Source organism: Pseudarthrobacter sp. alpha12b (assembly GCF_054130495.1).
This window is the reverse complement of record NZ_CP196746.1, coordinates 904,061-923,986: the sequence shown is the minus strand read 5'-3', so window position 1 is coordinate 923,986 and position 19,926 is coordinate 904,061. Positions and strand designations below refer to the sequence as shown.

Annotated in this window: 15 protein-coding genes; 3 read left to right on the top strand and 12 right to left on the bottom strand. The window is 62.6% G+C overall.

Features of this window, described 5'->3' with window-relative positions:
* The first annotated feature begins 1 nt into the window (after position 1).
* Complete coding sequence (locus ACTAQI_RS04115) at positions 2–679, top strand: 3-oxoacid CoA-transferase subunit B (protein ID WP_457949750.1); 678 nt, start codon at positions 2–4, stop codon at positions 677–679.
* 251 nt (positions 680–930) lie between these two features.
* Here the strand turns inward: ACTAQI_RS04115 and ACTAQI_RS04110 are convergent, their stop codons facing one another.
* The 5 genes from ACTAQI_RS04110 to ACTAQI_RS04090 form a co-directional block, all read right to left on the bottom strand.
* Positions 931–1,890, bottom strand: coding sequence for a DUF4862 family protein (locus tag ACTAQI_RS04110; RefSeq protein WP_457949749.1), 960 nt, complete (start codon positions 1,888–1,890; stop codon positions 931–933).
* A 34-nt stretch (positions 1,891–1,924) separates the two neighbouring features.
* A complete protein-coding gene (locus tag ACTAQI_RS04105; protein WP_457949748.1) occupies positions 1,925–3,121 on the bottom strand; it encodes an enolase C-terminal domain-like protein in 1,197 nt (398 codons plus the stop codon).
* A 70-nt stretch (positions 3,122–3,191) separates the two neighbouring features.
* Positions 3,192–4,619 (bottom strand): NAD-dependent succinate-semialdehyde dehydrogenase, encoded by a 1,428-nt coding sequence (locus ACTAQI_RS04100; RefSeq protein WP_457949747.1) that lies wholly within the window; start codon positions 4,617–4,619, stop codon positions 3,192–3,194.
* Entirely contained in the window at positions 4,616–5,884 is a 1,269-nt protein-coding gene (locus ACTAQI_RS04095; protein ID WP_457949746.1) for an iron-containing alcohol dehydrogenase, read from the bottom strand. Before ACTAQI_RS04095 ends, ACTAQI_RS04100 begins: the two co-directional genes overlap by 4 nt.
* Positions 5,877–6,926 (bottom strand): Ldh family oxidoreductase, encoded by a 1,050-nt coding sequence (locus ACTAQI_RS04090; RefSeq protein WP_457949745.1) that lies wholly within the window; start codon positions 6,924–6,926, stop codon positions 5,877–5,879. Before ACTAQI_RS04090 ends, ACTAQI_RS04095 begins: the two co-directional genes overlap by 8 nt.
* Before the next feature lie 55 nt (positions 6,927–6,981).
* Between ACTAQI_RS04090 and ACTAQI_RS04085 the strand changes: the two genes are divergently transcribed.
* Positions 6,982–7,773 carry an IclR family transcriptional regulator gene (locus tag ACTAQI_RS04085; protein WP_457949743.1) on the top strand — a complete coding sequence of 264 codons (792 nt, stop codon included), beginning with the start codon at positions 6,982–6,984 and terminating at the stop codon, positions 7,771–7,773.
* 173 nt (positions 7,774–7,946) lie between these two features.
* Positions 7,947–9,338, top strand: a complete 1,392-nt coding sequence (locus ACTAQI_RS04080; protein WP_457949742.1) for an MFS transporter — start codon at positions 7,947–7,949, stop codon at positions 9,336–9,338.
* 992 nt (positions 9,339–10,330) lie between these two features.
* Here ACTAQI_RS04080 and ACTAQI_RS04075 read toward each other — a convergent pair.
* The 7 genes from ACTAQI_RS04075 to ACTAQI_RS04045 form a co-directional block, all read right to left on the bottom strand.
* Positions 10,331–11,299, bottom strand: coding sequence for a sugar kinase (locus tag ACTAQI_RS04075; protein WP_457949741.1), 969 nt, complete (start codon positions 11,297–11,299; stop codon positions 10,331–10,333).
* A complete protein-coding gene (locus ACTAQI_RS04070) occupies positions 11,296–11,928 on the bottom strand; it encodes a bifunctional 4-hydroxy-2-oxoglutarate aldolase/2-dehydro-3-deoxy-phosphogluconate aldolase (protein ID WP_457949740.1) in 633 nt (210 codons plus the stop codon). Before ACTAQI_RS04070 ends, ACTAQI_RS04075 begins: the two co-directional genes overlap by 4 nt.
* The gene (locus ACTAQI_RS04065) at positions 11,925–12,683 is read right to left on the bottom strand and encodes an SDR family oxidoreductase (RefSeq protein ID WP_457949738.1); all 759 of its coding nucleotides are present in this window, start codon (positions 12,681–12,683) and stop codon (positions 11,925–11,927) included. The genes ACTAQI_RS04070 and ACTAQI_RS04065 overlap by 4 nt, the downstream gene beginning before the upstream one ends.
* Positions 12,680–13,717, bottom strand: a complete 1,038-nt coding sequence (locus ACTAQI_RS04060) for a zinc-dependent alcohol dehydrogenase (RefSeq protein WP_457949737.1) — start codon at positions 13,715–13,717, stop codon at positions 12,680–12,682. The genes ACTAQI_RS04065 and ACTAQI_RS04060 overlap by 4 nt, the downstream gene beginning before the upstream one ends.
* A gap of 332 nt (positions 13,718–14,049) precedes the next feature.
* Positions 14,050–16,026 carry an RICIN domain-containing protein gene (locus ACTAQI_RS04055; RefSeq protein WP_457949735.1) on the bottom strand — a complete coding sequence of 659 codons (1,977 nt, stop codon included), beginning with the start codon at positions 16,024–16,026 and terminating at the stop codon, positions 14,050–14,052.
* A 565-nt stretch (positions 16,027–16,591) separates the two neighbouring features.
* Positions 16,592–18,964, bottom strand: a complete 2,373-nt coding sequence (locus ACTAQI_RS04050; protein WP_457949734.1) for a glycosyl hydrolase family 95 catalytic domain-containing protein — start codon at positions 18,962–18,964, stop codon at positions 16,592–16,594.
* A 9-nt stretch (positions 18,965–18,973) separates the two neighbouring features.
* Entirely contained in the window at positions 18,974–19,879 is a 906-nt protein-coding gene (locus tag ACTAQI_RS04045; protein WP_457949732.1) for an amidohydrolase family protein, read from the bottom strand.
* Positions 19,880–19,926: the final 47 nt, after the last annotated feature.

Genomic DNA, 19,926 nt, shown 5'->3' with positions numbered 1-19,926 from the left:
GATGAGCCTCACCGAAACCAGCACCAAAACGTCTGAGACACCCCTGGGCCGGGACGACCTCGCCCGCCTCGTGGCAAAGGACATCGCCCCGGGCTCGTTCGTGAACCTGGGGATCGGCCAGCCCACCCTGGTATCGAACTACCTCACCGAAGAACAAAACATCACCCTCCACACGGAGAACGGGATGCTGGGCATGGGCCCCGAAGCCACGGGCGACGACATTGACGAGGACCTCATCAACGCGGGCAAGATCCCCGTCACCGAACTCCCGGGTGCGTCCTACTTCCACCACGCGGACTCGTTCGCGATCATGCGTGGCGGGCACCTGGACATCTGCGTCCTGGGGGCCTTCCAGGTCTCCGCCACCGGTGACCTGGCCAACTGGCACACCGGCGCACCCGGTGCCATTCCCGCCGTCGGCGGTGCCATGGACCTTGCCACCGGCGCCAAGGACGTCTTCGTCATGATGACCCTCCTCACCCGCGAAGGGGCCTCCAAGATCGTCGAGGCCTGCACCTACCCGGTCACCGGCGTCGGCTGCGTCACCCGCGTCTACACCGACAAAGGCGTCTTCCTCACCGGCCCCGACGGCGTCACCGTCCGCGAAACCTTCGGCTGCACCCTCAAAGAACTCCAGGAACTGGTCCCCGTCCCGCTGAAAGCCGCACCGGCCGCCTAACACAAAGTCGAAGGCAGGCTTGTCAGGGGACAGCTGCTTGTGGTTCTTGTATGTCTCATGATCACAGGGCGTCCGCTCCGGGCCCCAGTGCAACGGGACCTGTGCCCGAGTTGCCCTCCAGCCGCGTAGCCCCGCGGGAGGCCCATCACCAGAACGACACTGGCGACCATTTTGCTTCCACGACAGCAAGTGCTTCCATGATCCTTGCAACCCGGCGTGGGCGGAATCTTGGGAGCCAGCAGGTCAACGCATTACCCGTGCCTAGAGGTTTTTGGCCCCCCGGGTCGGACGCGCGCTAGGTTATCGACCATGGAAAGGCCCAGTTGGAGGCGGTCAAGGCCGCGGGACCCGACGGGCGACCCCGCTTTGATCCCCAGGAATGACAGGCGCTCGGGGAGCTTCGCGAGTACGGCCCGTAATGCGTCAGCCGTGAGCAGTGATGCCGGGTCGTCTTTGGCCAGGCCTAGGTGCACGTCCTCCCATGCGGTGCTGCGGCTGGTAGCTGTGGGTGCCGCCCCGGAGAAGGTGAAGGCGCCAAGCGCTGGCCCGAGTGTGTCGATGTGCGCGCCGGGGGTGGTTGAGCTGCGTCCTTCGATGGCTGATCTGCCCCAGTTGAGCAGGTGACGGATTCGCCGGGCCTTCAGGTCCACGGCTGACTGCACCGCGGCCATTTCGTCGTTCAGGGCGAGATAGCCTTTCTGCGGTGCCTGGCCTGGAATGAGCGCGTCCGAATGTTCCACGAGCAGTTCGATGTTGCCCCAATCCCAACCTGCGATTTGCTGGAGGGAATCGGTGAAGGCTTCGGGGCTGGAGCGCTCTGCTCGTGGAGCAGACTGGAGGGCAAATGCGCGCACCGACAGCGGCCCTAATTGTCCCTGCAGCCGCCGCGTTTCTTCCCGGGCGGAAGCGACATCTTCGAGGGCACGTTGGCGGCCAGCATGATCGGCCGACGCCAGTCCGTAGTGCGGGTCGGATATGGCGGATATGAGGGTCAGGGGCATTGCACTGATGGTGTTGGACCAGTCGGGGTCAAGTAGGACCCCAAGCCGGTCCAGCCCCTGTGGGTGTAGGCCTCCCTGGAGGAGAGGTAGTTCCAGACCGTCGATGCGCTCCTCTGCCCGGAGGGCTTTGTACCAAAGGTCTTCGGCCGCGGTGTCCTCTGTGAGCCCGATGGGCGCTGCGTTGTAGGCGGAATAGATGATGCTTGTCATCGTGGCCTTTCGCAAAGGTCAATGGTTGCGCTGCTCATCCCGCCGCGAAGACGTCGCGGGATTCTTTGACGCGGTCCTGGGCGAATTCGATGCCGAAGCCGGGACGCGTCGGCAGGGCGAAGGATCCGTCAACCGGTATCGGGGTGTCTTCTTCGAAGTAGTGCCTTTCGGGCATGTGGTGGAAGAGGTATTCGACGCGGGGGCAGGTTTCCGGTGATTGGCTTGCTACGACGTGGAGGGCTGCGTGGATTCCGTGGCCGTGCGGGATGACGTGGACGCCGAATGTTTCTGCCAGAGAGCACATTTTGACCAGGTCTGTCACGCCTCCGCACCATTCCGGGTCGACTTGCAGGACGCTGAGGAGTCCGCGTTGAAGGAAGGGAAGGATGTCGTGGCGGTCGTAGAGGTGTTCGCCAGTGGCAAGTGGGATTGAGGTGGCGGCGCGCAGTTGGGCGAATGACTCGATGGCGCCGGTGGGGAAAGGTTCCTCGAGCCAGTCGGGGTGGAGGTGCTCGACGCGGGAGGCCCATCGGCGGGCGTAGGTGGGGTCCCAACTCATGAAGGCGTCGAACATCAGCTCGGCCCGGTACCCGACGGTTGCACGTGTACGTTCCACGAGGGCCACGTTGCGTTCAAGTCCTTCTGCCCCTTGGGCGGGGCCGTCGGCGAAGAACCACTTCTGGGCAGTGTAGCCCTCATCGAGGAGCCGGGCGGCCGTTTCTTCGACTTCGCCTTCCCCGTGGAACGTTCCGAGGGTGCTGGCGTAAGCGGGGATGCGAGTGCGGCCGGATCCGCCGAGCAGCTGCCACACAGGTACTCCAAGAAGGCGGCCCCGAAGGTCCCACAAGGCGTTGTCGATGGCGCTGATGGCGATCTTACGGTTGCCATGCCGGGAATGCCGGTTTGCTCGTTGGAGCATGTCCCAGACGAAATTGTTAGCGAGGGCATCGAGGCCAAGGATGGACGCCGCCATGCCCTCCTGCAGGGGTGCGACGGCTTCCTGGTCAATGGGACCGTAGCGGCCAGTGACACCTGAGGTGGTGTCAATCTCGAGGTAGAGCGAGGCCTTGCGGCGGGGATCCGTGGGGGCCGGCCATCCCTCAGCAGGATGGTACTGGGTGTAGACGCTGATGGGTCGTGACTGCGGCGGGAATCCGCGGTCCTTCGTCTCTGCTGGGAGCAGGGCCGACAGCTCGATCATCCGGACCGAGGAAATTTTTGCATGGATCATGAAAAGGCCTTTCAAATCTGGTCAGAAGCAGAATTTCTTGAATTCGATTCTGCACGGCGTTTGCTTGCAGCTACAGGTCGATTCCGATGTATTTTTCTTCGAGGAATTCCAGGATTCCTTCGGAGCTGCCTTCCCTGCCGAGTCCGCTTTGCTTCATTCCGCCGAAGGGGGCGGCGGGATCACTGAGGACGGCACGGTTGACGGCGACCATGCCTGCGTCGATGCGCTGTGCCACAGCTAATGCCGGTGCCTGTTCGCCGTACACGTAGGCGATCAGTCCGTAAATGGTGTCGTTGGCCATCCGCACGGCGTCGTCGACGTCGTCGTATTCGATAACGGACATGACTGGTCCGAAGATTTCTGTCTGGGTGATCTCACTGTCGTGGGTTACACCGGTAAGCACGGTCGGGGCGTAGAACGCTCCCTGTTCGGATGATTCGCCTCCGGTCAATATCGTCGCGCCGGCCTTGATGGCACCAGCGACCAGTTCGGCGACTTTGTCGCGTTCGTTGACGGAGACCAGGGCTCCCAGTTGGTTTGCTTTATCCGATCCAGGGCCTACCCGCCAGGTGGCGAGTTCGGTGGCCATGCGTTCTGCGAATTCCGTGGCCAGTGAAGAGTGGACGTAGAAGCGGTTGGCCGCGGTACAGGCCGAGCCGCCGTTGCGCATCTTGGCGATCAGGGCCCCTTCCACGGCAGCTTTCAGGTCTGCGCCGGGGAGGATCACGAAGGGCGCGTTGCCGCCCAGTTCCATGGAGGCGCTCACCACGTTGTCGGCCGCCTCATGCAATAAGACTCGGCCGACCTCGGTGGATCCGGTGAAGCTGACCTTGCGGACATCGGGGTGGTGGAGCATCCGGGCGACGGCGGGACCGGTCGGGACGGGCGTGACGAGGTTGACGACTCCGTCCGGGACGCCAGCGCGGCGGAGGGCGTCGACGACGAACGCCGCGGTGAGCGGTGTTTCCCGGGCTGGCTTGAGGATCACGGTGCAGCCAGCGGCAAGAGCCGGTGCGATTTTGCGGGTAGCCATGGCGGCCGGAAAGTTCCATGGGGTGATGAGGAGGGCGACGCCGATGGGCTGGTGTGTGACGACGATGTGCTTGTCGCCGCTGGGTGAGAGCCGAAAGTCGCCGCGGACGCGGACCGCTTCCTCGGCGAACCAGCGAAAAAACTCGATCGCGTACGAGGCCTCCCCCAGGGCATCGGCGTAGGACTTGCCGTTTTCCAGCACGATCGTTTCGGCCAACTGTTCCTTTTCCTCGGTCAGGATTTCGAAGGCGCGCCGGAGAATCTCGCCACGTACTCTGGGCGCCGTGGCGGACCAGGCGGGCAGAGCCGCGGCCGCGGCGTGGACCGCGGCGTCACAGTCGGTTTCATCTGCAATGGCGAAGGAGGCAAGCTCGGCACCGGTGGCAGGGTCCAGAACGGGGAATCTGTTACCGGTAGATCCGGGGGTCCAACGGCCATCAATAAAGAGGTCTGATTTGTGGTTCACTTGCTCGTTTCGCTTTCATTCGAGGCGGTGGCTGGAAGGGGTTTGAGTTCGGTGCGGTCGCCGCTGAACGCGGCCCGGACGATCCGGTGGAGGTTCTCCTCCGTAGGGTCAATGACAGAGTTGGTGACGAGCCGCCGCACCGTCAGGGACAGCTCCACAACTCGGGGAAGGTCTGGTTCGGTGACGCCGATGGCGGCAAGGTCCACGGGGAGGCCGATGTCCGCCATGATGGCGGCGACTTCGTCGACCGCGTTCTGTGCCGATTCTTCGATGCCGGTTCCGGCGACGCCGAGGGCACCGGCGACGCCGGCAAGGCGGCGGGTATCCGTGGGCAGCAGCGCCTGCATGACATAGGGCAGCAGCATGCCCGTGCCCAGCCCGTGCGGGGTGTGAGTCAGGGCGCCCACCGGGTACTGGACAGCGTGGGACAGGTGGGTGCCTGCGGCGCCGAATGCCATGCCGGCCAGCAGGCTTGCATATGCCATGCGTGAGCGGGCTTCAAAATCTTCGCCGTCCCTGACCGCGTCGCGAAGGGAAAGCCCGATCAGCCTGATCGCTTCCAGGGCAACGGTTGAACTGAGCAAGTTCTCTCCCACGAAGACCGGCAATTGACTGGCCCACTCCGGTGAGTGGTTGTTGGCGGTGTAGGCCTCGATGGCGTGGACCAGTGCGTCCGCGCCGGCACTGGCCGTGACAGCGGCGGGGGCGCCGACCATGAGCCTGGGGTCCACGATGGCGGCCCGCGGAATCAGGTGCGGGCTGGAGATACCGACCTTCAGTTCACGGTCCGGATCGGCGAGTACCGCTACCGGGGTGACCTCGCTGCCGGTGCCCGACGTCGTGGGCACGGCAACGAGCGGAGTCACCGGTCCGGGGACCTGGTTTTCACCGTAGAACCTGTTGAGCGGGGTTCCGTGGGCCAGGCCCAGGGCGATGAGCTTGGCCAGGTCGAGGGCGCTGCCGCCACCGAACCCAACAATGACTTGCGGGTCGGTGGTCTTGGCCCGTTCGATGGCGTCTTCGACCACGGTGACCGGAAGTTCGGGGACGACCTGCGTGTCAACGGTCACTGACACGTTCAGGGCTTCGAGTTCGGCCAGCAACGTTGTGAACGCCCCGGTCTTGGATAGGAACGGGTCGCAGACCACCAGGGCCCGGTGGCCCAGCGCTGCGACGGTTCGGGCGATACTTGCCCGGCTGCCGTCGCCGAAAACTATGGAATCGGGCAGCCTCAGCAGGCCGAATGAAGCGGCAATGTCAGTCATGGGAAAGTCCTTCCGCGTATTTGAGGGCGAGTGCCCATACTTCGTCGTCAATCGGCACCCCGGTTGTGGCGCGTCCTTCACGGGTGCGCCGCGCCCGGTCCCCGGGAACATCTGCCGGGCCGGAAACTCCACTGTCCCTTACGCGGTCCAAATAGTCGGTCAATGCCGGCAGCATCCCCAACAGCCCGAGCCGTTCCAGGCTCACGCTGATCAGGAGGTCGCCCTTCGTAGCCGGGAACTGGGTGTCCAACGTTCCCACTACATTGGTGCCGAACGCCGTGGCCGTCACGGTGCCCACCAGTGCTTCGAGGGCGATCCCCAGGGCATATCCCTTGGGTCCGCCAAAGGGTGAGAGCGCCCCTTGGACTGCTGCGGGGGCGTCGGTGGTTGGCCGCCCAAGGGCATCCACTGCCCACCCGGGCTGGAGTGGCCGGCCGGTAGCGGCGTAATCGATGATCTTTCCCATTGACACTGACGCTGTTGACATGTCGAGCACTAGGGGTTCCCGTGAGGTCGGGACCCCGATGCCAATGGGGTTGGTGCCGACGCTCGCTCCCCTGCCACCCCATGCGTGCACAAGTGCTTCGCTGGTGGTCAGGAGCACCGCCACCTGCCCCAGGCGGGCGATCGACTCCACGTAGGGTGCCAGCATCCCGATGTGGCTCGAGTTTGAAATAGCAGCCATCGCTATCCCGGTTTCGTCGGCCCTGGCAACGACTTCATCGATGGCCCTATAGGCCACGACCGGCCCAAAACCCCGGTTCCCGTCAACCCGAAGGACGCTGGGAGCCACCCACTCCAAACGGGGCTCCGCGTTGGCGACGATAAGGCCGCGACGCATCCGTTCGACCAGCACGGCCAACCGGCGGACGCCGTGGGAGGCGTGTCCACGCAATTCACCTTCGACCAGATTTTCGGCCTGCACGTCGGCGTTGGGCCTCGATGCCCCGTTGGCCGTCAAAGCATCGCTGATGACCTTCCGGAGATCGTCGCTCGGTACGACAATTGCTTCGGAGGCGCTTTCCTTGGCGCTTGTTTTCACTGATCCCTCCTCTGTATAACTCCTAAGATCATCCACACACGAAAGGCGGCTACCCATGCCCCGTCCCGCAGAGCAGGACGCCGGTTCCGCGTCGTCCCTGTCGCGCGGCCTCGCGCTGCTCGATTTGTTCACCGCACCGGACCAGGAGCTCAGCATCAGTGAAATCGCCCGCCGCTCCGGCGTTCCCAAGTCCACGACGCACCGGTTGATCCTGGACCTGATCAGTTGGGGAGCCCTGGAGCGCGGCACCAACGGTGTCAGCCTCGGCGTCCGGCTTTTCGAGCTCGGCTCCCTGGTTCCCTCGTCCAGCACCCTGAGGGACCTTGCGCTTCCCTTTGCGCACAACCTCAACGAAGTCACAAAGCTCACCAGCAACATCGCCATCCGCGAGGGCAACGAGGTGCTCTACATCGAAAAAATCACCACCAGAACCCTGAAAGTTCCACACTCCCGCGTCGGCGGCCGCGCCAGGATGCACGCCACCGCCCTGGGGAAGGCAATCCTTGCCTTCAGCGATCCGGAATTCGTTGAGTCAGTCCTGGGCGGTCCGCTGCTGCAGCAGACCGAGAAAACGGTCACCGATCCCGCGGAGTTACGCAGGGAACTGGCCCGCGTACGCACAGAGCGAGTGGCCTACGACGTCGAAGAATCCCGCTTGGGACTCTTCTGCGTCAGCGCCCCCGTCTTCAACGGCCAGGGCGGCCCCATAGCAGGAGCCATTTCAGTCACCGGCGCCACCGAACTGGCCATCGCCAAACGCTACGCGCCAGCCGTACTGGCCACGGCAATGGCCCTCAGCAGCGCCATCGGAACCGCCAAACGGCCCCGACGCTCAACCGTTGCCTGACATTCAGCTCCTCGCGCAGCAGGACGGCCGATCGGACGGTACTGTCGGCCCGGATACCGGGACGCCCGCATGAAACGTCCCGCTATCCGGGATGCGAGCTCCCGTCCCGTGCGGGAAGAGCGTATTCAGTTACTTACCGGCCCTTTTGTGGGCCACGACACAAAGGAGTGACCGTGACTGACATACGCAGTACGGCGACCGGCGCCCAAGCGTCGCTGCCATCCGACTTTTCGGCCGCCGAGAAACGCGCCACCATCCGCAAAGTCACCTTGCGCCTGGTGCCAATCCTCGCCGTAGCCTACTTTTTCAACTCACTGGAAAAGACCAACATCGGCCTTGCCGCGTTGCAAATGAACCAAGCCCTCGGACTGACCACCGCCGCCTTCGGCCTGGCGTCCGGACTGCTGTTCGTCGGCTATGCCGTCTTCGAAGTCCCCAGCAACCTCATCCAGTACAAGGTGGGCGCACGCAAATGGCTGGCCCGCATCATGATCACCTGGGGCGCGGTGGCCGCAGCGACCGGCTTCGTCAACAGCGAAGCAAGCCTCTACATCCTCCGCATTCTCCTGGGCGTCGCAGAAGCCGGGTTCTACCCCGGCGTCATCCTGTACTTCACGCTCTGGGTGCCCAAGGAATACCGGGGAACAATGCTGTCCCTGTTCGTCCTGGGCGGCACCCTCTCGGCCATCTTCGGTTCCCCCCTCACGGGGCTTCTACTCACCCCGGACCACTACTTCGGTATCGAATCCTGGCGCGCAATGTTCGTCATCGAAGGTGTTCCCGCCATGCTCGTGGGCGTCCTGTGCCTCTTCAAACTTGTGGACCGACCCGCCGAAGCCACATGGTTGACCACCCGGGAACGCGACTGGCTCGAAGGCTCGATCGCAGCAGAACACGCACTCGTAGAAGCCAGCCACTCCACCAGGAGTATCTTCCGGTCCATAGGCGACATCCGCGTCCTCATGCTCTCCTTCATCTACTTCTGCCTGAAATTCGGCCAGTACGCCCTCGCATTCTTCCTCCCGCTCATGGTTGTCGCATTCCAAACCCAGGCCGGCATCAAGATGACCACCTTCCAGGTAAGCCTCATGGTCGCAATTCCAGCCGTTGCAGCCGTCGTCCCGGCAATCCTTTGGGCACGCCACTCAGACAAGACCGGTGAACGCTACTGGCACGCCACCGTCCCCGCCATCCTGGGCGCCGTCGGAATCTGCGCCTCCGCAGCCTTCCATCAACCCATCCTGATCATGATCTCGATCTGCGTAGCCACCATTGGGTTGAGCGCCCAAAGCGCACCGTTCTACCAAATCCCCGGCTACTTCCTCACCGGCGCTTCCGCCGCCACCGCTTTCGGCCTGATCAACTCACTCGGCAACCTCGGCGGATTCGTCGCCCCCACCGTATTCGGCGCACTGAAAGACGCCACCGGCAACTACACACTGCCCAGCTACCTCATGGGCGGAATCCTGATCCTCGCCGCCATCCTCACCGCAACCCTCCCCCGGATGTTCAAAACCCTGAACCCCCGCCAAGACGCTGACCGGCCACTTGTGTCCGCGAAATAGAACCCCACAGTTGTTGTGTCCGGAAAGGAAGCAGGGATCGGCACGCCCTCAAGCACTGCAAGTTCGGCCCCCAGGTCGGTGTAGCGAGGACAATCCCCGATCCCACCCGTAGCTGAGCCAAAGCCGTTGGACCCCAGCAGGTGACCTTTCACGTCTGCCACCCGCGGCTCAGGGTACAAGGGGGGTTTGATGCGGCAGGAAACAAAGGCAGCCAGTGGACGCAAAAGGTGGGGGTTCCAGCAAAGGGACCCCACCCCCGGACGGGCAAGACCAAGCACTCCCCGGGCCGTCTAGACGATATGAAGTGAAACGGTTACTCCTGTCCGGGTCCGGCCCATTATCGCCGGGCGGTCCTGCAGCGCCGGCTTGATGTGATGCTGCTGGCCTTAGGCGGGAACTGGCGCTGCAGGCCCTGTTCCCGGCGCTGATGTCCCTTATCCCGGACGGGTAGGGTCTGGCCAGGAGTATGGGGGCCGGGGCCTTCTGTTTCACAGGGGTCCGTGGGTTGCCATTAACGGCTACCGTGCCTGCGAGGCCCATCCGGGGTGCAATGGTAGTGCCACATGTGAGGTTTGGGAGGTCCATTGCCTCGGCGGCGAAGGCAGCGGCTTCGGTTTCCAGAACGCGCCCGACCGAGTGAAGGTTCTCGGCGCGATTGGCTGCGGGAAACACCAAGGACCACGGCTAGGTCTTTTTCAATGGGAAATCTGCCTCCCGGCGCGAGCTCGCCTGCGATAGTCATTTTCTTGATCCCGTAGACGACAACGTCGCTCTGTGACATTTCTGCAGAGGCTGCGGTCTCAGACAAAGCACGTTCCTTCCGCCGATGAACTCGACCTGGCCTTGTCGGCAGTGTCCTCGCCGATGAACGGTCTCCGCGTCTCGTTGAGTCGCTGCATCGCATCCAATTCATCATATCTATTGATGGATTCAGCCCAGCCCAGGGCCCTGTCGACTGGCCGGGCTGCACCCTCATGATGTGGTTCGTTGGACTAGCGGAGCACGGGGTCAGCAGCCTGGTCGAACTGTTTCAGTCCGCTCCGGGTGGGGCTGCCCTCCCAATCTCCGGGGTGCAGGCATGCGGCCGCGCCGGTACGGACGGCTGTCGCCAGGCGGGCCCGCAATGGCAGCGCCTTCAGCCATTCGGCCAAGTACCCTGCTACGAATGCGTCTCCTGCGCCGACAGTGTCGACAGCGGAGATCGGTATGGCCGGCATGTAGTGCTCTTCCCTGCCTTCGAGTGCGTAGGCTCCGTCCTTTCCAAGTTTGAGGATGACTTCAGCAGCACCCAGCTCAGCGATTGCTTCTGCCAGTGAGCGGTGGCTGAGTCCGGTGCGACCCACCAACAGTTCGGCTTCGTCGGTACCGGCGAAGACGAGTGCAGCCCGCCGGGCGATTTTCCGGTACACGGGTGCCGCGTCCGTGGTGTCCCAGAGGCGGGAGCGGTGGTTCACGTCGAAGGAGACCGGAACGGAATGCTCTTGGGCCAGGTCGAGGGCACGTTCGACGGCCTGAGCCGCTGTCGGCGAAAGGGAAGGGGTGATCCCGGTGACATGCAGCAGCGCCGCTGCCGCGAAGTCGGCCTTATCAAGGTCACCTGGTTGAAGGCGGCTTCCGGCACTGTCCCGCCGGTAGTAAGTGACTTCCGTCCGGTCCGGGTACGGGGACTCTTTCAGGAGCAGCCCAGTCGCGGCCTCGGGCTCGGTGATGCCGACGACGTCAACGCCTTCGGCGCGCAGCTCACGCAAAATCCGTCGCCCGAAACCGTCCTCTCCGATACGCCCAAGCCAGCAAACCTCGACGCCAAGACGCGCAAGGCCGATGGCTACATTGCACTCTGCGCCTCCGGTCCCGACATCCAGCCCGGAGAGTTGGGACAGGGAACCCACTTTCGTTGTGCGCAGGACACCGAGGCCTTCGCCAAACGTCAGCACCATCCCAGTGCGGGTTGCCCCGCTCATTGGAGCACCAGCTTCGCGGCCTGTGTGCTGAGCCGTTCGATCTCGCCGAAGTCTCTGGCCCGGATCAGGTCCGGGCGCACCATCCAGCTACCGCTGATGGCAAAGACATTGGGGGCCCCCAAGTAGGTTCCTGCGTTGCCGGCGCTGATTCCGCCGCTGGGCAGGAAGCTGACGTTGGGGAAGGGGCCTGCGTAGGCCGAGAGGATATCTGGTCCGCCCAGAGGTCCTGCCGGGAACAGCTTCAGTCGGCTCAGGCCGAGGTTCATGGCCCGCTGGATTTCCGTTGCTGTGGCGACCCCGGGGATTGCCGGTACTGCCCGCTCAGCTGCGCGGGCAATCACCTCGTCGTCGATGCCGGGGCTGACGATGAACTGCGCTCCGGCATCGACACATTTGTCCACCTGTTCGGCGGTGAGCACGGTTCCGGCTCCGACGGTAAATCCGGGAACCTTTGCCGCTGCAGCGATCGCGTCCACCGCTGTCGGAGTGCGCAGGGTGAATTCAGCGCAAATGATTCCGCCGGCCAGCAGGGCTTTGGCCACTTCCGCGGCGTCGCTGGCGTCGTCGATGACGACGACCGGAACCAGTCGTGTCCGGTCGATTTCCCGGATGCCTTCGCGGGCTGTCATCGTCCCAGCCATCCGCCGTCGACGGGAAGGACTGTTCCGGAGACGTAGTCGGATGCTGCGGCTGCGAGGAACACCGTTGCGCCGGCCAGGTCGGAGGCCTTGCCCCAGCGGCCGGCGGGAATGCGGTCGAGGATCGCGCTGGAGCGGGCAGAATCGTCCCGCAGTGCCTGAGTGTTGTCCGTGGCAATGTAGCCCGGGGCGATGGCGTTGACGTTCACTCCGCCCGCGGCCCATTCGTTGGCCAGGGCCTTCGTCAGGCCGGCAACGCCGGATTTCGCCGCGGTGTATCCCGGGACGTTGATGCCGCCCTGGAAGCTCAGCAGGCTGGCGGTGAAGATGATCTTTCCGCTGCCCCGTTCAAGCATGGACTTACCGAGAGCCTGGGCCAGGACGAACTGGCTGGAGAGGTTGATGTCCAGTACGCGGTCCCAGAGTTCAAGGGGGTGCTCGGCCGCCGGAGCCCGTTCAATGGTGCCTGCGTTGTTCACCAGGATGTCAACGTTCCGGCCAGCCAGTTCTTCTGCCAGGGCAAGGACTGCGGCTCGGTCTGAGAAGTCAACAGCTTTGGCCTCGAAACGCCGTCCAAGACCTTCAACGGCGGAACCGACGGCGCTGCCTTCGGCTTCGATCGTGGCGCTGACGCCAATGATGTCCGCGCCGGCAGCTGCCAGCGCTTCGGTCATTGCACGGCCGATCCCCCGCTTGGCACCCGTGACGACTGCGAGCTTGCCTGAAAGGTCAAACAGGTGGTTCATGCATTCACCCCTTCCTGTGCAGTCTGGACGTCGACAAGGATCTTCATGGCAAGCCCTTGTTCCAGGTCAGCGAACGCGGACTGGATCTCAGCCAAGGAAACAGTGCGCGTAATGAGCCGGTCGGCGCGGATGACCCCGTCTGCAATCAGCTCAATAGCCTTTTCAAAGTCGGTCCGCTGGTAGACGCGGGCACCAAGGATCCGCAGCTCGCGCCAAAAGACCCGCTGAAGGTTGATTTCGCGGGGCTTGGGGTGGATGGCAACGACGACGATGGTTCCCCGCACCTTAGCCAGGTCGGTGGCTCCGAGGACTGCCGCGGCCGCACCCGATACTTCAAAGACAACATCGGCGCCCGCGCCGCCGGTCCAGTCATGGACCCAGGCCACCTGGTCGGTGGCGCTGGGATCTATCGTCTGGAAACCCAGTTCCTCCACGAGGGCGCGACGGCCCGCGTCCAGCTCGACAACAGTAATTTCAGCGCCAAAGTGCCGGGCAACGGTAGCAATGAGCACGCCGATAGGGCCGCCGCCGAATACGACGGCTTTGTCACCCGGAGTAAGTTCGGCGCGCCTGACGTCGTGGACGGCCACGGCGACGGGTTCCACCAGCGCGGCTCGATCCAGGGCCAGCCCTGCAGGTAGCGCCACCAGCGTCGAGGCCGGGACGTTCCACAAACCCTGCAAGGCCCCGGGCGAGTCGATGCCGATGAAGTTCAAGTTCTGGCAGATGTGCTCGTGCCCTGCCCTGCAGGCAGGGCACGAACCGTCCCACTCCAGCGGCATGACGGTAACTGCGTCGCCCACGGACCAATCCTGGACGCCCTCTCCCACTGCGTCGATGACGCCACTCATCTCATGCCCAAAGACGAGCGGGGTCTGTACGCGTGCGTCCATGTTGCCGTGGACGATGTGAAGGTCGGTGCCGCAGAGACCGACGAAGGCCACACGGATACGGACTTCCCCCGGACCAGGAGGCTGGACCTCGAGGGGGACGACGTTCACCGATTTATCAAGAACGTAGGCAGCGCCTAACATAACCACTCCAATGTGTCTAATGAATTGTGGATTTTACCCCAGATTGTAGGGATATTGATGAGAATATTTTCCCAGACGGAAGAATTAATCCTATCTATTTGATACTTAGGAGTTGCCGTGTAGACACGTTTATTGAGGAACGGCCTGGAGCTCACTGAGTTAGGCCTCGGGGCCTCTGATGCGAGTTTGGTGCAATCCTTTGATGGCAAGTAGAAGTAAATGGGAGAACTCTTCTCGGGCTGGTCAGAATTAGACGGCAGATAAGCCTGCAAGGAACCGCGGCCTTCCCGCACGATCGTGGGAAGGCCGCCGGACTCTTTCAGGCGCTTATTTCAGTCACCAGAGATTTGTACCACCTGCCACTGCTGGTTTGCCGATCCATCAGCGGTCCACTGGATGGCGGGGGCACCGTCTGCGGTGGAGCCACCCTGGATTCCGAGGAGAAGCTGACTGTTGGAATTTTTGATCGTGTAGTAGGGACCTGAAGGGGTCATGGACCATTGCTGGCTGGTGGCCCCAGTCCCCGTGGATTGCATGGCGGCTGCACCGGGAGAGGTGCTGGCCTGCTGGATGTTGAGAACCTTGCTGCTGTTCTGGTCAGTGAATGTCAATGACCCGTTTGCCAGCTGGCTTATCTTCCAGGCTTGGTCGCTGGCCCCTGTGTCGGACCACTGCACGGCTGCGGCACCGTCTGCTGTGCTCCCCCCGTTGATGCCGAGCACCTTACCTGAGCCGTGATCGACCAACTTGAAAGCCGCGTCTGAGGTGGTGGTGAAATCCACGACGAGCTGCCACTGCTGCCCCGTGTCCGTTGTCGCTGCCTCCAAGTCGAGGCTTCCTGCCGTGGCGCTGGTGGCATAAAGAGAAGTGTTGGCTGTGGACTGGATTTTCACGTATCCGTCGGCCGTGGAAATGAGGTTCCAGAGCTTATCACTGCCACCGTCGTCAACCCACTGGGCCAGCTGGCCCCCCTGGACGGCGTTTCCCTGCCAGATGCCCATAGCGCGTCCGCCGGTCTTGTTCAGCAGGGTAACGCTGTTGCCCTTACGGGCCAGATGCCACCACTGGGACGCATTTGCGTCGTTCCTGGTGAGACCGGTGATATCCGGGCTGTTCCCCGTGAACTGTGCGTCCTGTGTCTTACCGGCTTGAGGACTGAGGGCTTGACCGGTTTTCCGGTTGATGAGTGAGTAGTAGACACCCTTGGAATTGCCGATGTCTACTTGGCCGTATGAGACCGGGCCGGTTCCCCACGGAGCGGTCAGTATTTCGATGCGGCCCGTTGCCGTAACGTACTGAAGGTTGCGGCTGTAACCGGAGGGCATCGACGTGTGGTATTCCTTCCAGCTCCCCGTGCTGCTGCCCGACTCGTTGACCCAAAGGTCGCTGCTGCCTGCGGCATTATATGCGATTCTCCCGTCGGGTAGGCGGACGAGCACGGGGCTTCCGCCCTGCGCGAGCAGGTTGGAACCTGGGGTTACGGGGATCGACGAAATCGGGTTGCCCGCCGCGTTGTTGTCCGCGTAGAACTTGAGCGGATCGTCCGCGATCTTGTAGCGGACGTTATCCCCGCCTCCCCAGTACTCGTAGGTCAGCATCCACTTGCCGTCCGAGGTGGGGACCACATTGGTCATGCCGGGGCGGCCGTATCCGATCTCGGTCTTTCCACCGCCCATGTCCTGGGTCGGTCCCGCTACGTCGACGACAGGTGTGCTCCAAGAACCGGTTCCGTTCCAGGTCTTGTGGGCGAGGATCTGCCCGCTGGAGTCCGTTGCGGTGCCATTGTTTGGGTCGAGTGTGGGGAACCCGGTAGTGGTGTTGTAGCTCAGGTAGTCATTTTCGTCAGAGTAGTAGGCCACGAGCTGGCCCTGGTACATCATCAGGTAGGGCTCCCAGACCGGGTCCTGTGCCTGGTTGGCGCCTGACGCAATAATGTTGACCACGCTCCAGGACTGTCCGCTGTCCGTACTTGCGTAGAGTGCGATTGCGACAGGTGCTCTGTTCGACCCGTTTGTGCTCTGGTCCGGGCCTGACACCACTGAGGCCAGGAGCAGGGTGCCGGCTTTCAGGCTTCCCAGGTCCTGGGGAAGGACGTAGAAGTAGGGATTGGTCCAGTTGCTGGTGTATGCGGCGTAAGCCGGATCGCTTGAAAGAGATGCCGGGGGAAGGACGTCGCTGAGCTTTTGCCAGGTATCACCGTGGTCATCGCTTTTGTAGATCGGCAGCTTCTGACCCACCACGGAGCCTTCGCTGTCTTCGAAGCCGGCGACCAGGCGCCCGCTGGGCAGTTCAGTGGATTTTGGATACAAAATGCAAGGACTCTTATTGCAGCTCGCCGGGTTTTGGGCCACATACAGGTCATGCTCGACGGGCTGATAGGCAGATGCGCTGCCACCTATCAGGCTCAGGGCTGCCACGGCCCCCAGTCCCGTGGCGGCAGCGACTGCTTTTTGTAATAATCGCATCTTTGCGGTTCTCCTCTGTGATGATCCGGGTGTCCGGAAAACCAAGTTGATCAGATGCACCACACATTTTGGCCAATAGAGAAAACTTTTCTCTCTTGAATTGTTAGGCCAGAGGCGTCATCCAACGGCGCGTCAAATCGCCCCGACGTAAATAGACCACGTTTTGTTCGAACGGGTGTCAGGTGGTCGCTACTGCGCGCTCCCCGGTAGTCCCCCGGGCTAAAGAGTTGGGACGCCTGGCAGGGAGCCATCGTTGGAATCAGCGACTTCCGCGCTGGCTCCCCTGCCATCAGTACGGAGTCCATGGCACTTGGCCCCGCCGATCCATCGGAAACATTCCCACCAAACACAGGCGCGGACGTGAAGCACCGGAAGCGCTTCCAAGAAACCGGATGAGGTGCATTGCTGCTCAGCGGAAAAGTTGTACAGCGTATTTATGTCCCTTTTTCGCATTCCATTCGATTCTTTGTCCCTGGTCGGGAGTTGCTTCCATGCGCTTATTGTTCAGGGGCGCTTTGCCTTCATCATGAATTTCTATAACGTCCTTTTGCTGGACCCTCATGTTGATGGCCAAGGGCCCGCTCTTCCCGGCCAGAATGGTGCACCCGCTCAGGTACCCGTTGTTCCATTCCAGGTCAACGATGTGTCCTCCTCGGGTGCGCAGGCCCGTTGCGGTCCCCTTGGTCCACCCAGGCGGCAACGCCGGCAGCAGCGTAATCCGGTCATCATGGCTCTGCACGAGCATCTCGGCCATTCCCGCCACTGCTCCGAAGTTGCCGTCGATCTGGAAGATGTAGCCTCCGGGCCATTCCGGATGCGGATGCAGGTCGAGCAGGGACTCCGAACAGAGTTCGTCGGCGAGGGTGTCAAGAGCCTTGGCTGCCAGTGAGGAGTCACCGAATCGGGCGGCGAGGCAGAGCACCCATGACTGACTCCATCCGGTGTAGCCGCTTCCTGCCTCAAGCCTTAACCGGAGGGCAATTCGAGCCGCCTCAAACTGGGCTGGTGTCTTGCTGCGTGTGATTCGGTTACCCGGGTAGACGCCGTAGAGGTGGGAGAGGTGACGGTGGCCTGGTTCCCCGGGGACCCGCTGGTCAGTCCACTCGAGCAGGTCCCCGGCTGATCCGATCGATGGAAGCCGTAATTTGACGAGTGCCGTGGTGGCCCTTTCCTTGAGGCTTGCAGGGTTCGGTTTGTCCGCTTCTTCGCTGGCGCTTAGAGCGATATATCGTTGCAGCGCTTCGTGAACAAGTTCCTGATCGATGGCGGATCCGGCGGAAACGGCTGCGGTTCCTCCCTGCGGCAATACAAAATAGTGTTCCGGTGAGGTCGACGGGCTGAACACGAGTTTTCCGTCGGAATCCTCGCTCAGCATATCCAGTGCAAACCGTACGACCGCGTCGTAGACCTCCTTGGCCTTAGCGCGGGCGCCGGGACTGCTCGGATCGAACATGTGCCGCTCCCAAAGGTGGGACGCCAGCCACATCAGCGCGGAGGGCCAGTTCGCGTAGGCCGGCTCCCCCAAAACCGGTGTACCAAACCGCCACAGGTCGGTGTTGTGGTGGATCGCAGCGCCGTCAGACTGGTAGTACTGCTTCGCGATGGGCTGGCCCGTTTTTGCCAGATCAATAATCAGCTCTGTGAGAGGCTCCGTCATTTCGGAGAGCCCGGTAACCTCGGCCGGCCAGTAGTTCATCTGCAGGTTGATGTTGGTTGTGTAGTTGCAACTCCACCCGGGACGGACGTCAGTGTTCCAAATCCCTTGGAGGTTTGCCGGCTGGGTGCCTGGGCGGGAGGACGAGATGAGCAGATAACGGCCAAAGTTGAACAAACGTTCGGACCTGGCTGCTCGTTCGCTCGCGAGCCTATCGTCACCCGAGACCGACAGTGAGGACCTCGTGTAGTACTTCCGGTAGTCGGTCGTATGTTCAGCCCGGAGGTCGAATGTTTTGCGGCGGGCAGCTGCCCGCACCCGCTCTTCCGCTTCGGAGGCCAATGCAGCTGCATCTGCACTTGGCCTGGCGTCGTAGCCTCTGAAGCCCGATACAGCGGAGCTGATGAGTCGCACTGAGTCCGGGCCCGTCCTTTGAGCCACAGCTACCAGCGCGAATCCCATACCCTTGTCGACACGCCCGTTCTCATCGGGCGCGTCCATGGCGTAGCGGACAGGATTGTCATCCTCGACGTAGTTGGGGGTGACATGGGCCGGGGCGCGGCCGGTGGCGGTGAGCCACTGACCTTCCGCTTCATCCAGCGTCTTGATGCTCACGCCGGGGTGGTCAGTATGAAAGGCAAGCCGGCCCTCGCTGACTCCTTCGCCGGAAGCCTCCAAGACAATCACCCCAGCCACAGAGCTGACAAATGAGGTGACCACGACCGCCCCGCCGGCAGTTTGGTAACTGGTCGTGGCGGTTGCGGATTCGAAGTCCAGGACTCTTCGATATTCTCCGTCGCCTGCGTTCGCGTGCTCCCAGTCAAGCCACCCCAGCGGCTGGTAGGAGTCGCTGAAGCCAGGTCCCTGCAGCGCTTTGGCCAGCTCTTCTGCTGCTGCGAAATCGGCGCGCGCAATCGCTGCCCTCAGGCTTTCAAGTGTCCCTTCCGCTGCCTGCTGCGATGGCTCGCCCAGAGGGCCACCGGACCAGAACGTGTCGACGTTGACGTCGACGCGTTCGCTGCGAGGGCGACCGTGAAGCGTCGCCCCAAGCCAGCCGTTTCCGAGGGGAAAAGCGGTGATGAAACCGGAGGCGGGCCTATCGAGCTCCAGTTCGTGAGTGGAGGACATGTAATCCTTTCAGATCAGGGCAGCAGTCAGCGATGGCATGGGGTGCAGCTCGTGCTTGGCAGCGGCCAGGCGCCGTGAGCTCAACCGGTAGAAGCTGGCGGCGGTCCCGCCGAGGATCGAAGCGCAATCCGCGGCGGAGTAGTCTGCGAAAACGGTGCTTAGACCATCCCAAACACGGTCGTAGCCCCCGGCAGTGACGGAGATGGGCCAGTCTCCCCCGTACATGAGTCGCTCGGACCCAAAAACCTCGAGTGCACGATCGACGAATGGCCGCACCGTCGCAACGGTCCAGGTACGTGGAGCGCCTGATGCCGAGTAGAGCCCGGAGATTTTCGCAAAAACGTTCGGGCTTTGGGCAGCGCGTTCAATGAGGCCCCACCATGGCTCCGCATTCTCAAAGCCGATGGGAGGTCGTGCAAGGTGGTCGATGACGATACGCAGGCGAGGGTGGCGTCGGGAGACTTCCGACACGATTTCGAGGTGGCGTGGAACAACCCCGACCAGGTCGAAGGTCAAGCCTGCATCCTCGACCAGGCTTAGGCCGTCATCGACCTCGGGAAGGAGGAGCCAATCGGGGTCCGGAATGTTATGGATAAGGTTGCGAACACCAACAGTAAGGTCGCTTTGCAGGAGTTGGTCAAGCCGCTCCCGTGCCCGGTCAGGGTTCGCAAGGGGTACGTAGACGACAATACCGGCAACACCGGGATGCTCCTGTGCAGTTTCGAACATCAGGTCGGTGTCCTCGTCGTTGTCAGCAGACTGCACGAGCACTGTTGCTTGCACGTTGGCGCGGCGAAGGCTGGGTGCGACGTCGCCGAAGTTCATCTTCCGGTTAATCGGTGCAAGAGAATCATTGAGCCAGGGGTAGCTGGCCCGCTCCGGGTCCCACACGTGCTGGTGGGCGTCGATGATCATGATGTTCCTAGCGTCGGTGGGTCATTGCTTTGGCTCTGATCTTTGGG

What these genes read in the sequence shown, in the direction of transcription:
- ACTAQI_RS04115 (WP_457949750.1), top strand. Translation starts at nt 2, where the DNA reads ATGAGCCTCACCGAAACCAGCACCAAAACGTCTGAGACACCCCTGGGC.
- ACTAQI_RS04110 (WP_457949749.1), bottom strand. Translation starts at nt 1,890, where the DNA reads ATGACAAGCATCATCTATTCCGCCTACAACGCAGCGCCCATCGGGCTC.
- ACTAQI_RS04105 (WP_457949748.1), bottom strand. Translation starts at nt 3,121, where the DNA reads ATGATCCATGCAAAAATTTCCTCGGTCCGGATGATCGAGCTGTCGGCC.
- ACTAQI_RS04095 (WP_457949746.1), bottom strand. Translation starts at nt 5,884, where the DNA reads ATGACTGACATTGCCGCTTCATTCGGCCTGCTGAGGCTGCCCGATTCC.
- ACTAQI_RS04085 (WP_457949743.1), top strand. Translation starts at nt 6,982, where the DNA reads ATGCCCCGTCCCGCAGAGCAGGACGCCGGTTCCGCGTCGTCCCTGTCG.
- ACTAQI_RS04075 (WP_457949741.1), bottom strand. Translation starts at nt 11,299, where the DNA reads ATGAGCGGGGCAACCCGCACTGGGATGGTGCTGACGTTTGGCGAAGGC.
- ACTAQI_RS04070 (WP_457949740.1), bottom strand. Translation starts at nt 11,928, where the DNA reads ATGACAGCCCGCGAAGGCATCCGGGAAATCGACCGGACACGACTGGTT.
- ACTAQI_RS04065 (WP_457949738.1), bottom strand. Translation starts at nt 12,683, where the DNA reads ATGAACCACCTGTTTGACCTTTCAGGCAAGCTCGCAGTCGTCACGGGT.
- ACTAQI_RS04060 (WP_457949737.1), bottom strand. Translation starts at nt 13,717, where the DNA reads ATGTTAGGCGCTGCCTACGTTCTTGATAAATCGGTGAACGTCGTCCCC.
- ACTAQI_RS04050 (WP_457949734.1), bottom strand. Translation starts at nt 18,964, where the DNA reads ATGTCCTCCACTCACGAACTGGAGCTCGATAGGCCCGCCTCCGGTTTC.
- ACTAQI_RS04045 (WP_457949732.1), bottom strand. Translation starts at nt 19,879, where the DNA reads ATGATCATCGACGCCCACCAGCACGTGTGGGACCCGGAGCGGGCCAGC.